Below are 11,890 nucleotides of genomic sequence, written 5' to 3'. Positions count from 1 at the left end.
AAAAAGCATGGATGACTAGCCACCCACGCTCTTGCTTTTCTCTTTTTTCTCTTTTCTCTCCTGCACCAGCCCATCGAAGTATTTCGTGAACTCCGACTCGGCCGAATAGGACAGACAGAGGTATTGCTTCGCCCTGGTCATGCCGATGTAGAGGAGGGATACTTCGCGCTCTACGTCGTCTTCCAGTGCAAATGGCATGTTGTCGACGTTCAGGATGAAAACCGCTTGGAAGTCCAGGCCTTTGCTGCTGTCGATGGTGCTGATTTTGACGCGGCCATCGTCCATGTCGAAGCTCCGTTTTGATTCGCTGTTTTCCGTCAGCCAGAAGTGGTCGATTCCTTCTTTGGAAAGCTCGTGCTTGAGGATATCGATGTAGCTGGTCTTATGGGACTTCTTCACGCGATAAAGGATGAGCATCTCCGAGTAGGGCACATGCTTTTCCTTGTTCAGCCTGTTGATCAGCTTGGCCACAGAGCGTGCTTCCTGGTCGAACGTAGCGGCCTTGATGATCATCGGTTCGACACCTTTGCGCTTCGTGCTCTGGGGAGCGATGATTTCGCCTTCGAATCCGCGGTCCACGACCTTGTTCTTCAATGCTGAATGGGTCTTATAGAAATCCCACGCGAACTTCACGACCTGGGCCGTATTGCGGTAATTGATATTCAACACCTTCGAACGCCCCTGGAAGCTCAGTCCCATATCCTGCAGATAGCTCCGCTTCCGTTTATAGATCGACTGCGCCCTGTCCTCTACAAGAAGGAGGGATTTGGTCTCGGGATTCAGGAGATTCGCTACAAGCTCAAACCAGGATGATTCAAAGTCTTGCCCCTCATCAATCAGGATCGCATCATAGCCGGGAAGGATCGCCTCGCCTTTCTTGATCTTATCAAGTACGGACGGAATGGTTTTTTCCGTGATCTTCAGGTCATGCTTCAACCACGCGTGGAAATTCCGGACCGTCACATGATGGGTCCTGCCTTTCCCCTCGTCTTCCGCTAAGTCGAACAGATCGTCTGGTTCATTCATCATATGGGTCACCATCTGCTCGATATTCCTTGAAAGGGAAATGTTATAGCAGAGGATGAGGATCTTCCAATCTGGATGCTCTTTTGCAAGAAGCTTCGCACGACTTGCCAGGATCAGCGTTTTCCCACTTCCGGCCACCCCACGGATCAGGCGGTTCTTATCGCCGAGCTGCTTCGCAAGGTTCTCCTGATGAAGGTCCATCGCCTTCACATCATGAAGAGACAGCAGTAGCTGATCCTGATACGGAACGGGCTTTTTGAACTCGGCACTGATCCTCACCTCTGGGAAGAGATGATACCGGATTGCATCCATCTCTTCTTTTGTAAGGGGTTCCTTCAACCGGTATGGGATCGTGAACATATTCATGATCTTCTCCATCAGGATTTCTTCGGAGAATCCTTCTTTATCCGGGTCGATTTCATCGCGCGTCAGGCAGAAGGACGGCTCGACGACGGCATACAGCCCGTCCTGTATGAAATCCTTCTGATGAAGGCGTGTGAACACTGCTCCGAAGCCATACGGGAATTTCAACTGGAACTGATATTTCCCCTCCAACTGGACGAGGTTCTTATCTTTCTTCAGTACGTCCGAGATCTTGAATGCATACTCTCGCGCTTGCTTCAACGGATTCTTCACCGTACGTTGTTCCCCCGACGAGGTATGCAGCGTCCACTCATCATGGTTCAATTGCAATAGCGTACTCTTCGTGTAATCCTTCACCTCAAGCACCACAAACCCCAGATCAGGTCCGATGACCACGAAATCCGGACGCTTCCCGTGGATCTCAGGCTCATAGTACACAATATAATCATCAGGTAAATACGTCTTCAAGGTACGAAAAAGAAGCCTCTCACCGGCCGTGGCCGACGTTCGGATCGTTTCTGGTATCGTGTATGCCATAAAAAAAACACTCCAACTTTTTGATAATTTCCATTATACAACAATCCAAGAGTTCTTTTAACATTTTTCGACAGATTATCCAATCCAACCTAGCAATTTTCTGGCTGGACCGAATGCCCTCTGACGTCTCTCCTTTAGCATATAGTCCAGCAAACCATACACACCGGGAAGCACCAAGAAATAAATAATGGCAAAGAATGAAAAGGTCCGGATGATCACAAATGGTAGGTAGGGCAAAACAAGGCAAAGGCCGATGTGCAAGCCCACGGAAACCATCAGGGTGTCTTTCCGGAGTGCGACCTTCAAATGGTCAATTCCGTAAGAAAGTAAGACCCCGGGGGACATGCACAACAGAACAACTGGAAATATGAACAGAGAATAGTAAAGGACGATGCCCACATTCTTTTCCGACCATGGACCCAGTGAGACAAACAAAACACTGCCTATAAATGAAACCACTACAAGAGCAACACCCTTATCTACGAACGTCTTCATCAAACATCCCTACTTTCATACACTCTCCTACACTGCCACTCTACCACAATTTAACTATTATGGATGCTTAAGAATGAAATATCGGACATGCTGAACCACTTCATGCTTTTACCCTCCTTGATATTCCCCTTCGACAATTCATGATATACTAAACCAATATTTCCTATTTATAGTAAGGGGGCCAGAGACATTGAAACGTTTCATCAAAAAACACCCCGTCGGTTTCACCATCACGATTTCCACCATCGTGTTCACAGCTGCAGTGAGCTGGGGCCTCATCGCCCTCATCCATTGGTCCTTATTTGACATAGACCGGCTGGAGCCAGGGGAACTCATTACAGAAGAAACGTCACCGGACGGACGCTATACCGTACAAACCTTCCTCAACAATGGCGGAGCCACCGTGGATTATGCTGTGCTTGGCGTACTGACATTCAACGAAAAAAAACGTGAAGCCAAGAATATCTATTGGCAGTACCATGAAGAGGAAGGAGAAATCAGTTGGGTGGACGATGAGACGGTGCAAATTAACGATCAAGTCCTTCATTTACCAGATGAGGTGTATGACTACAGGCGGGAATGAAAGAGAGGTTCCCTCCTCAGGAACCTCCACTTCACCTCTCCATCGCGCTGTCCCATTCCTTACGCGAAAACACTCTCCCACACACTTCCATGATCCCTTTCCCGTATTCACCTTCTGTTATGAAGTCATGCTTCCTTTTCGCTTCTTCCGTGGCAGCTCCTAGAAGATAACCGTGCTCTACAGTCTTCACCATTTCCAGGTCGTTGCCGCTGTCTCCGAAGGCTAGGGTGCGGCTACTGGGGACGTTGTAATGTTTCTTCATGAAGCTGACCGCGGCCTTCTTGCCCGTCCCTTTGGGAATGAAGTCGACGTCGTACGCATTTTCCGGGTCTCCTGCCTTCGGGTTGCAACGGTTGATGTTGATTCCTACACCGTGATTGAACGCGAGCTGACGGATGATGCCGAGGTGATAATCGACACCTGTGTCCGAAGCGGGATAGTAATAGTAGTTCATCTTATAAGTCCCCTGCCCGAACTGGGTTTGAGGGGTCAGTTTGATAGAGTAGATGTTCTTTAAGTCATCCAGGATCTCCTGTACGACTCCATGGGAGAAGCCTGACCGGGCAATCCTCTTCTCCCATTCCGGAATGGGACGGTAGCATTGGCTTGCATGCACTTCCCACATTTCCGTCCCGAGGTTGCTTGAGATGAAGTGGGGAAGATACCGCATCCTCGCCTTCTTCATCTTCTCCTCGACCTGGGTGAGACTGCTGCCTGTCACCCATCCGATCTTCACATGTTGCTCAGACGCAAGCCATTGAAGATACTCCTCCAGTTCATGGACCATCATGAGCTGCTCCTCTGTACATGCATGTGGGAAATACGTTTCATCAAAATCAAAAAATGCGATATACCTGGTCTCGCCTGTCGAATGGTAAACATCTTGCGGCATATGGACACCTCCTAGTAAGATAAATTCAACGTACTCTCTGGGAACGTTCCCATGTCAATACATAACTTGGAGGGAGATTGACCAATGCCGACCATTCTTGATATCGCCCGTGTAAGCGGAGTGTCCAAATCGACCGTTTCACGGGTCCTGAATCACCATCCTCATGTCTCGGAAGACAGCCGGAGGAAGGTGGAAGAAGCCATCAAGGAACTTTCCTACGTCCGAAATCTCCGTGGCGTCCAGCTCCGTTTGCAACGAAATCACACGATCGGGATTGTCGTGCCTCTCCTGGATCATCCCTACTTCAGCCGCCTTGCGGGTATCCTTACAAAAACCTGCCGGGACGCCGGGTATAAGATGGTCATCCACCAGACCTTCTTTTCCCAGGATGCTGAATCAGAGATCTATGATGCCTTGATTCATAAAGAGGTCGATGCCTTGATCCTCACCCACTCAACCTTCGCGGAAGATGAGATCAAGTCGAGGGTTCAGGATCAGATCGTCGTCGTGTGCAATGAACAGTTCGATGGGGCACACTTTGATACCGTCGGCGTGGATGAAGAGGAAGCGACGTTCATCGCCACCGATCACCTTCTTCATCAGGGGGCTTTCCCCCTCATCTTCTGCGGAGACGATATGGACTCCCCTCTCCAACAGAAGCGTTGGGAGGGTTTTAAGCGGGCACACGCCCATCACGGACTTGAGTGCGCTGACACTTGTTGTCATAACAAGGTCATCACCATTGAAGACGGGGTGGCATTGGGAGAGGAACGTTTCCTCACCGCTTCGCCACCAAAGGGAATTGTGGCAGGAAGTGATTTTGTAGCCGCAGGGCTCCTCGCTGCTGCGAATGCAGTAGGTTTGTCGGTGCCGGAGGACGTGAAGATCATCGGGTTTGATGATCATCCCATCTGCTTGACGACCTCCCCGACCCTTTCTTCCATCTCGTATGCTCTGGACGAAATCGCGCTAGATCTCATGGGCAGGCTGACACAGCGCCTTCAAGGAAAGAATCCCGAGCCCCTTTTGATCAAACGAAAACCATGGTTGGTGAGACGAGGTTCCTCTTAATGGTTTTATTTTACATAAAATCCAGTTTGGACTATACTTTGTAGGGAGTAAGGTCATAGGAGGGATCATGTGAAATCCGCCATCATCGATAACCGCGGGGAGGAACATGAATGGTTGTTTATTTTTGTGACCATCACATCGTTCTTGACATTCCGCAAGATTCCTAGATTGGAAGCCTTTCATAAGAAACTAAGGGGAACATTCAAACCTTATTAGAGATTAATTACACCACGGAGGTACACCATGTCCGATCAAGACTCATTCAAAAACGAATCACTACCCACAAAAATTTTCATCATCGTGTCTGTCAGTCTGATCATTCTCGCAGCTATCGGATTTGTCGTCGCCCTGATTTTCTTCGGTTTCGTCGGTCTCTTCCGGATCATCGGCATCGAGTACAGCTCTTACTGGTCCCTGCTTTGGTTCGCGGTATTCTACTTCATCTGCGGATTCATCGGAGATTTTATCGTGAAGCTGCTGTTCGGCCTCATGAGGGCGTCGGGACGCTGGTCATGGAATGCATTGAAGGGAGGCTATTTCTTCTTCTCCTTCCTGATTAACTGGGGCATCATTTCCATCCTGGTGGCTCTCATGTCGTCCATTGACATACAGCCCCTGACTCAGATCGGAATCGCCTTATTCCTCGCCCTGTTGGATCTTGTGTTCGACCCGCCGAAGGAAAAGAAGGCAGACATGGAAGAAGGAGGCGAATGATCGCCTCCCTCCAAGCTAACAAATGCTAACCTCGCTCTTTTTCACCTTACCGGTCGCATCGTGGATATAGTCCGTCCCCGCCTCACAGTTCTCCGTGTTCTCCCACTTCGCAATGTATTCCCTCCAGTTGTGCTGAACAGAAATAATCTCGACTTCACCAATGGAATTTTCATGTTCCTTCATAACAATGGATCGGACTTCCTTCTGGGATATGTTCGGTTGAATGGAATTGCATCCGCCAAGCACCAGTATCAGCGATAAAGCCCCCACGATTTTCTTCATCCCCATCAGCCTCCTGTCCCTATAGACGATGCAACGCTACAGGAAGTTTCAAGCAGTGAATGCTCCCTTATTAAAATTGTATATTTTTCCATAAAAATGAAACTTCCCTCGTGATCATACGTTTATATATAAAAGGGGGAATGACCAATGAATAAAACGGCTATTTGGGCAACCTGTACAGCCATCATCATGGGCCTGATCGTTTGGACAGCCAGCAGGCTCGTACCGTTTTCCTACAATGAATACAGCTTCTTCATCGGACTTGGCGCCTCAATCCTTTTGTTCTTTTTCAGCAGCAGTGGCGGAGTTTTCTCAAGAGCTGCGACCATGGATGCAAGCGAAGCCGTTTGGAAGGTGCAGAAGGTGGAGAAATCGAAGGTCAAGGTCGGCGGGGTCTTTTATGGCGCGGTGCTGTATACGGTGGTCAGTTTGGTTATTATGATGGCTGTTTATTTCTAAGCCTTTGCACGAAGACTTATTGAAGTATTGCTTCCATCCCACTCTGGATTAGTCCCAGTGAAGATAGAATATGTATCTTAAAGGAGCGAACACTATGTTTCTATTCATATGGGGCGGCCTTCTGGTTCTCCTCGTGATCCTCATCAGCCTTCTGCCCAAGAGCCGATATCTCTGGGTGATTCCTCCTGCCGCTTACCTCACCGTGGTGACCATCGCTCTTCTAGGTAAAAGCAGCGATCCCGGGTATGATGTATGGGGGTTCAAATTTGCGATTGCACAATTCATCGCCATCCCCCTTTTCGTCATAACAGCAGGTGTCATCTTTTTCAGATTGCATTGGCGGAAACCAAATGTGTGAATCAGAGAAGAAGGCGATCCCCATGCAATGAGGGATCGCCTCCACTTTCATTTTCTCCTTCTAATGTAGAATGACGGTATAGGTTAATCAAACCTCACCGTTTAAACACTTCCTCCATATCCTCCTGTACCATCTGCAGGTATTGTTCTCCAAGTTCCAAGTATTCTTCTTCATATGTTTGGCCCGGCGGTTCATAAGGAATGGAGTAAACCAAAACTATATCCCACCTGTCTGCCTACAAACTTCCCATCCTCCACCATGCTTAATTGGATTACTTTTGAAGGCTGATAAGGTTCGAATATCTCAGACGTATCTTTGGTTTGAACAAGATAACGATTTAACCAGGACAGCGGTACCCCGAATGAAAATCTATAGTCACTATCATTGTAGGATAAACTTAGCGTCGGCTTAACACGTTCACCAAAGCTGTATTCATGGTATTTACTGGCCTCTTCATGAAGCCCCCCACGGTCTCATTGTTTAGCGAAAATAGGAATAAAATCACAACTCTTATAACATAACCCATTCTAAAAAGCTTTCACAAACAGCACACGATCCTGCCCCTTCCCATCATAGTCAGAATGAACATGGATACCGGAGTCCGTCAGCTTATCCCCCTTCTCTATCTTGAACCCCATTCTCGTATGGTAGGCAATCGACCCCGTATTCACCGGGGAAGTGAGGCAGCGCACCTTTTGACAGCCACGACTGCTTGCCTCGGCAAAGAATTGCTCATATAATGCCTTTCCAATCCCCAGTTGACGGTATTCCGGGTGAACGCCAACAAAGTGGATATAGGCCTCCCCTTTCTTTGACTGCGAGAGGAACCCGACCAAGAAACCCGCTATCCTGCCTCCCCGTTCCATCACAAAACTTGTATCCTGGAAGTGGTCGAAGAAGACTTTCGGGAGCATGTCGGCCATATTCCTTCCACCCCACCACTCATTGATCACCGGGGATATCTCATAATAATCCTGACTATTTAATTGACGAATGTTCATATACAACCGCTCCTTTGAAAAAACCTATGTAAATGGAAAGTTATTACTGATACGATAAATTATATCAAATATTCTTAGGAGACCACCCATGCATTTCATTTTTGATTTAGACGGAACCATCTGCTTTAAAGGAAAACCCATCTCACCGGCCATCACCCGTGCACTCCAGCAGCTTGAAGAAGCCGGCCACCGGATTGTATTCGCCTCGGCCAGACCCATCCGGGATATGCTCCCTGTCCTGCCAAAGCCGTTCCATAACGGTACGCTGATCGGCGGGAACGGGGCACTAATCTCCAAAAACGGGACCATCACGTTTTCTCAGGCTTTTTCACCGGCCATTGTCGAGTCTCTGATGAGCACCCTTCATGAGCATCAAGCCACCTACCTGATTGACGGGGAGTGGGATTATTCGTATACGGGCAGAGCCGATCACCCGATCCTGACCAACCTGGATCCACATCGCCTTGCCAAGAATATTCCCATCAGTGAGCATCCCTCCATCGTGAAGCTGCTCATCCTTAGCGCAGTTGAAAAAGAAAGCCTTCTGGAAAAGCTCGGAGAAATGGATATCATCCTCCACCTCCATGCACAGGAGGACGTGATTGACTGCAGCCCAAAAGGCATCCAAAAGCGTGCAGCACTCTCTCACCTGAATATCACCGATTACATCGCCTTCGGTAATGACGCCAATGATATTACCATGTTCGAAGGGGCCAGGCACGCCGTCATGATCGGCGACCATCAGGCGTTACGCCCGCATTGTACTGAAAGCATTCCGTACACTACAGAAATAGAAGAGGATATCATTGCAAAGTTGATGGAATTGAGCGATGCCTTCGCATCAGAACGTGTCACATCCTAATCGTATACAGCAGGGAGTCACAACCAAAAATGTCCACCGACTGTTCAAGCCGGTGGACATTTTAGAAAACACACTATTCAATGAAGCTCTTATTACCAGATTAGGAGCATCCCGATTTAGTCAGTCCCTCCGATCTACAACCAGATTAGGATTTGATTCCCTCAAAACCTGCAGGAACTCCTCTTGATTCCTGGGGGAAACCGTCAGAAACTTTGAGGCAGAGTAGGTAATCCCTATCCGGTCCACTGAAAGCGCCGGCCCCACAAACGGACTCTTTATAAAAGCCACTCTCTCAATCTCTTGGATGGGAACCCGTAAGGTGATAGGACCATAATATATCACCACTTCCTCCGCCTCTACACGATAACCCGTCCGGAACCAGATAAGAAGGTTCACGACACCAAGCACCAGTGGGATTACAAAGATCCAGACCCACTCATCGGATAAAACCGGCAGTCCGAAACAGAGAAACAGGATGATAAGATGAAGGAATCCCATCCACCCGTCTTTTTTTGAAGGGAAATACACGTAACCACTCCTCCGTCTATTAATGGCATTGGACTTCTCGATAAGAGGTGAACGGGACCGCTCTTCCCACACCTTTTCTTCCATACAAGCTTTTCCAGCGTTCCATCTATGTGCTACTATAACGTTAGATTCATGACTCACCCACTAGGAGGATTTCCATGAAAAAAGCCACCCCGTTCCTTATGTTCCAAAACGCCGACGCCGAAGAAGCGATGACGTTCTACACGTCCCTCATTGAAGATTCAGAGATCACAAGCATCAACCGCTACGGAGCTGATGGGCCCGGTGAGGAGGGGACCGTCATGACGGCCACTTTCACCATCAAGGGTCAGGAGTTCATGTGCATCGACAGTCATATCAAGCATGGATTCACCTTCACCCCTGCCTTCTCAATCTTCCTGGAGTGCAGCAGTGAAGAAGAGATCGATCACGTTTACGAGACGCTTCTCAACGGCGGAAGTGCCCTCATGCCCCTTGGTGGTTATGGGTTCAGCCAGAAGTTCGGATGGGTCAATGATCGATTCGGGGTATCATGGCAGATGACGCTGATATAAAAATGAGCCGGCATCCCGATGCCGGCTTTACTGCTTGAGTACATTCGGTCACCGCTTCTTGAACCGCCTGTTAATCCACCTAAACAGAAAGCCGAAACTTTTAAAGAAAAGCCAGAATGGAACATATATCAAGAAGATAAACAATCCGTTCTTCTCCAGCATCAACAATAAGTGATCAACATTCGATTTCTTTTGATTGTAATAAGCATCCAGTTCCTTGTACTCTTTCCGCAAATCGTTTATGATCTCCCGCCTCTTTCACATTATTGTTTATTCCCTTCCACGACTTCTCCATCATAAGCCGCTTGATAAATCCTGTGGATATCCGCTTCCTCCAGTACCATCGGACTCCTGGCTAACAGTCTCTTCTGTTTCACACCGTCCTTCGTCAGCTCTTCAAGGGCTGATTCGGGGATATCGAACTGGGATAATCGCTGTGGGATACCGACATCCCTGACGATCCTAACCAATTCTTCCACGCATTTTCTTGAGGCTTCTTCCTTAGACAAGTCATTGGACCTGCCTTCGATTGCTTCTAACACGTCTGCCATCCTCCCTTCACAGCTCTTCCGGATATACCCCATCACATAAGGAAGGAGGACGGCATTGGATTCTCCGTGGGAAATGTGGAACTGACCACCAAGGGGATAGGCGAGGGCATGGACACCTGCTACGCCTGCATTGAAGAAGGCAAGACCCGCGATATAGCTTCCGTAGCTCATATCAATGCGTGCCTGCCGATCGGAACCATCCCTCACAGCCGTACGAATGGATCCGCCAATCAACTTGATTGCGTGCAGGGCCAGGGCGTCCGTTGACGGGCTTGCATTGATCGAGACATATGCCTCGACAGCATGAGTCAGGGCGTCGATCCCTGTGGCCGCCGTCACCTTTGGTGGCACCGTCAGCGTGAGTTTGGGATCAATGATGGCAACGTCCGCCAATAGGTTGTCATGGGTCACGACATCCTTCGTGGAATCTAAAGAGAGAACGGCAATGTTGGTCACTTCCGAACCGGTTCCCGCTGTGGTCGGGATGAGGATCTTCGGAAGTCCCTTCACTTGGATTTCCTTCGTGCCTGATAGATTCAGATAATCCTCTACACGCCCTTCCTGCTGAGACAGGACAGCGGTCATCTTGGCCAGGTCGAGAGCACTCCCGCCTCCCATGCCGATCACCAGGTCGAAACCTCCTTCCCTCGTGAATGCCACCAGTTGTTCCCCTACAGAGAGCGGGGGCTCAGGTACCACTTCTGTATACAGGGTGATGTCGAATCCCTCTTCCTCAAGGGGTACCGTGACGTTCCGGGTCAACCCGATTTCGACCAGTTGCGGATCCGTGACAATGAGGATCCTCTTTGCCTCCGCCTTCCTCACTTCAGGAAGTAGGTTCTCCAACGATCCCCACCCTGTATAGCTAAGTGGCGCAAATACTAGTTTTGAACTACTCATCTTTCTCTCCTCCTTGTTGGTCATTATCCCCTTCCCATTGACCTGTACCGAACCGCTTCCACTGGATACCTCCCAATCCCCACTTTCAAGATAGGCAAGGCAATCCCGTATCCAATCAAGAATCCAACCGTGTATAAGAGCAGATCGGAGAGATCAAACTGTCCGACATTCAGAATGTGCTGCATCCACTCCAACGTCCAGGCAACCCCCTGGAACAATAAGAATCGCCCCTTAAATCCCTTCAACACATTGGAAACTGTGAGAAGAAAATACATAGGAACAAAGATGATCAGGTTGATCACCATGACCCATTGTGAGGCCCGGTCCCCTTGTATGTCCGACAAGAAAGCAATGGGATTCCATGACACATAACCCGTCCCGATGCTATACTGCCCATCCGGCCTCAACAGACCGAAGATCAGGACCGTAAAGTAGGCCAGCAACAGTGCGTATCGATCCCATTTCGTAGCCATGCCCAAGACCAACTTCAGAAGAACATAGATTGTCAGCACGACAATCGCCATGGAGAGAATCGTCTTCTCAATATTCTCCATATTGGGAAAGAACCGGGGCAGCATATTCAAGAAATACTCCATGTAGATCCAGATCCCTGCTACTAAACTAAAAACCAACACCACTAAACTTTTCAACTTCCCATGCATACAGCCACCCTATTCTTCTTTACTATTTCTTTCATCATACCATTTTTGTATA

The 11,890-nt window shown here is 48.7% G+C and carries 16 protein-coding genes; 8 read left to right on the top strand and 8 right to left on the bottom strand.

What is annotated here, in order from left to right; all coding sequences use genetic code 11:
- Positions 1–15 precede the first annotated feature (15 nt).
- Together D5E69_RS04100 and D5E69_RS04095 are read right to left on the bottom strand one after the other, a co-directional pair.
- A complete protein-coding gene (locus D5E69_RS04100) occupies positions 16–1,926 on the bottom strand; it encodes a 3'-5' exonuclease (RefSeq protein ID WP_063191014.1) in 1,911 nt (636 codons plus the stop codon).
- A gap of 75 nt (positions 1,927–2,001) precedes the next feature.
- On the bottom strand, positions 2,002–2,421 hold the full coding sequence (locus D5E69_RS04095; protein ID WP_159129248.1) for a hypothetical protein: 420 nt from the start codon (positions 2,419–2,421) through the stop codon (positions 2,002–2,004).
- A gap of 190 nt (positions 2,422–2,611) precedes the next feature.
- Between D5E69_RS04095 and D5E69_RS04090 the strand changes: the two genes are divergently transcribed.
- Positions 2,612–3,004, top strand: a complete 393-nt coding sequence (locus D5E69_RS04090) for a DUF5412 family protein (RefSeq protein WP_048012339.1) — start codon at positions 2,612–2,614, stop codon at positions 3,002–3,004.
- A 31-nt stretch (positions 3,005–3,035) separates the two neighbouring features.
- On the opposite strand, the gene D5E69_RS04085 is transcribed toward D5E69_RS04090, so the two are convergent.
- The gene (locus tag D5E69_RS04085) at positions 3,036–3,896 is read right to left on the bottom strand and encodes an HAD-IIB family hydrolase (RefSeq protein ID WP_159129247.1); all 861 of its coding nucleotides are present in this window, start codon (positions 3,894–3,896) and stop codon (positions 3,036–3,038) included.
- Positions 3,897–3,980: 84 nt separating this feature from the next.
- Between D5E69_RS04085 and D5E69_RS04080 the strand changes: the two genes are divergently transcribed.
- The 3 genes from D5E69_RS04080 (at position 3,981) to D5E69_RS04075 (ending at position 5,681) form a co-directional block, all read left to right on the top strand.
- Positions 3,981–4,967: a LacI family DNA-binding transcriptional regulator gene (locus D5E69_RS04080; RefSeq protein WP_048012337.1), complete on the top strand. Its 987-nt coding sequence runs from the start codon at positions 3,981–3,983 to the stop codon at positions 4,965–4,967.
- 69 nt (positions 4,968–5,036) lie between these two features.
- Positions 5,037–5,183 carry a hypothetical protein gene (locus D5E69_RS23340; protein WP_197082206.1) on the top strand — a complete coding sequence of 49 codons (147 nt, stop codon included), beginning with the start codon at positions 5,037–5,039 and terminating at the stop codon, positions 5,181–5,183.
- Positions 5,184–5,210: 27 nt separating this feature from the next.
- Positions 5,211–5,681: a YrvL family regulatory protein gene (locus D5E69_RS04075; protein ID WP_053072197.1), complete on the top strand. Its 471-nt coding sequence runs from the start codon at positions 5,211–5,213 to the stop codon at positions 5,679–5,681.
- Positions 5,682–5,696: 15 nt separating this feature from the next.
- Here the strand turns inward: D5E69_RS04075 and D5E69_RS04070 are convergent, their stop codons facing one another.
- On the bottom strand, positions 5,697–5,963 hold the full coding sequence (locus tag D5E69_RS04070; protein WP_159129246.1) for a hypothetical protein: 267 nt from the start codon (positions 5,961–5,963) through the stop codon (positions 5,697–5,699).
- Between the two features lie 147 nt (positions 5,964–6,110).
- Here D5E69_RS04070 and D5E69_RS04065 point away from each other — a divergent pair, with 147 nt between their 5' ends.
- Both D5E69_RS04065 and D5E69_RS04060 read left to right on the top strand, forming a co-directional pair.
- A complete protein-coding gene (locus D5E69_RS04065) occupies positions 6,111–6,422 on the top strand; it encodes a hypothetical protein (RefSeq protein ID WP_048005578.1) in 312 nt (103 codons plus the stop codon).
- Between the two features lie 94 nt (positions 6,423–6,516).
- Entirely contained in the window at positions 6,517–6,780 is a 264-nt protein-coding gene (locus D5E69_RS04060) for a DUF4017 family protein (RefSeq protein ID WP_048005579.1), read from the top strand.
- Positions 6,781–7,307: 527 nt separating this feature from the next.
- On the opposite strand, the gene D5E69_RS04055 is transcribed toward D5E69_RS04060, so the two are convergent.
- Complete coding sequence (locus tag D5E69_RS04055; RefSeq protein ID WP_048005580.1) at positions 7,308–7,781, bottom strand: GNAT family N-acetyltransferase; 474 nt, start codon at positions 7,779–7,781, stop codon at positions 7,308–7,310.
- Positions 7,782–7,869: 88 nt separating this feature from the next.
- Here D5E69_RS04055 and D5E69_RS04050 point away from each other — a divergent pair, with 88 nt between their 5' ends.
- Complete coding sequence (locus D5E69_RS04050; RefSeq protein WP_048012335.1) at positions 7,870–8,643, top strand: HAD-IIB family hydrolase; 774 nt, start codon at positions 7,870–7,872, stop codon at positions 8,641–8,643.
- A 120-nt stretch (positions 8,644–8,763) separates the two neighbouring features.
- On the opposite strand, the gene D5E69_RS04045 is transcribed toward D5E69_RS04050, so the two are convergent.
- Positions 8,764–9,255 (bottom strand): PH domain-containing protein, encoded by a 492-nt coding sequence (locus D5E69_RS04045; protein WP_053072198.1) that lies wholly within the window; start codon positions 9,253–9,255, stop codon positions 8,764–8,766.
- 74 nt (positions 9,256–9,329) lie between these two features.
- On the opposite strand from D5E69_RS04045, the gene D5E69_RS04040 reads away from it, so the two are divergent.
- Positions 9,330–9,725: a VOC family protein gene (locus D5E69_RS04040; protein WP_048005582.1), complete on the top strand. Its 396-nt coding sequence runs from the start codon at positions 9,330–9,332 to the stop codon at positions 9,723–9,725.
- A gap of 263 nt (positions 9,726–9,988) precedes the next feature.
- On the opposite strand, the gene D5E69_RS04035 is transcribed toward D5E69_RS04040, so the two are convergent.
- Together D5E69_RS04035 and D5E69_RS04030 are read right to left on the bottom strand one after the other, a co-directional pair.
- Positions 9,989–11,176 (bottom strand): iron-containing alcohol dehydrogenase, encoded by a 1,188-nt coding sequence (locus tag D5E69_RS04035; RefSeq protein WP_063191018.1) that lies wholly within the window; start codon positions 11,174–11,176, stop codon positions 9,989–9,991.
- 23 nt (positions 11,177–11,199) lie between these two features.
- Positions 11,200–11,838, bottom strand: coding sequence for a VanZ family protein (locus D5E69_RS04030; protein WP_213085579.1), 639 nt, complete (start codon positions 11,836–11,838; stop codon positions 11,200–11,202).
- Between the last annotated feature and the right edge of the window lie 52 nt (positions 11,839–11,890).

This window comes from Rossellomorea marisflavi (assembly GCF_009806575.1).
Classification (GTDB): domain Bacteria; phylum Bacillota; class Bacilli; order Bacillales; family Bacillaceae_B; genus Rossellomorea; species Rossellomorea marisflavi_A.
Note: the sequence above shows the minus strand (reverse complement) of the source record. Positions and strands in the feature narration are given on the sequence as shown.

Excerpts from the sequence above, each read along its gene's own strand:
- D5E69_RS04100 (WP_063191014.1), bottom strand. The coding sequence starts at position 1,926 with ATGGCATACACGATACCAGAAACGATCCGAACGTCGGCCACGGCCGGT.
- D5E69_RS04095 (WP_159129248.1), bottom strand. The coding sequence starts at position 2,421 with ATGAAGACGTTCGTAGATAAGGGTGTTGCTCTTGTAGTGGTTTCATTT.
- D5E69_RS04085 (WP_159129247.1), bottom strand. The coding sequence starts at position 3,896 with ATGCCGCAAGATGTTTACCATTCGACAGGCGAGACCAGGTATATCGCA.
- D5E69_RS04080 (WP_048012337.1), top strand. The coding sequence starts at position 3,981 with ATGCCGACCATTCTTGATATCGCCCGTGTAAGCGGAGTGTCCAAATCG.
- D5E69_RS04075 (WP_053072197.1), top strand. The coding sequence starts at position 5,211 with ATGTCCGATCAAGACTCATTCAAAAACGAATCACTACCCACAAAAATT.
- D5E69_RS04070 (WP_159129246.1), bottom strand. The coding sequence starts at position 5,963 with ATGAAGAAAATCGTGGGGGCTTTATCGCTGATACTGGTGCTTGGCGGA.
- D5E69_RS04065 (WP_048005578.1), top strand. The coding sequence starts at position 6,111 with ATGAATAAAACGGCTATTTGGGCAACCTGTACAGCCATCATCATGGGC.
- D5E69_RS04060 (WP_048005579.1), top strand. The coding sequence starts at position 6,517 with ATGTTTCTATTCATATGGGGCGGCCTTCTGGTTCTCCTCGTGATCCTC.
- D5E69_RS04055 (WP_048005580.1), bottom strand. The coding sequence starts at position 7,781 with ATGAACATTCGTCAATTAAATAGTCAGGATTATTATGAGATATCCCCG.
- D5E69_RS04050 (WP_048012335.1), top strand. The coding sequence starts at position 7,870 with ATGCATTTCATTTTTGATTTAGACGGAACCATCTGCTTTAAAGGAAAA.
- D5E69_RS04045 (WP_053072198.1), bottom strand. The coding sequence starts at position 9,255 with ATGGAAGAAAAGGTGTGGGAAGAGCGGTCCCGTTCACCTCTTATCGAG.
- D5E69_RS04040 (WP_048005582.1), top strand. The coding sequence starts at position 9,330 with ATGAAAAAAGCCACCCCGTTCCTTATGTTCCAAAACGCCGACGCCGAA.
- D5E69_RS04035 (WP_063191018.1), bottom strand. The coding sequence starts at position 11,176 with ATGAGTAGTTCAAAACTAGTATTTGCGCCACTTAGCTATACAGGGTGG.
- D5E69_RS04030 (WP_213085579.1), bottom strand. The coding sequence starts at position 11,838 with ATGCATGGGAAGTTGAAAAGTTTAGTGGTGTTGGTTTTTAGTTTAGTA.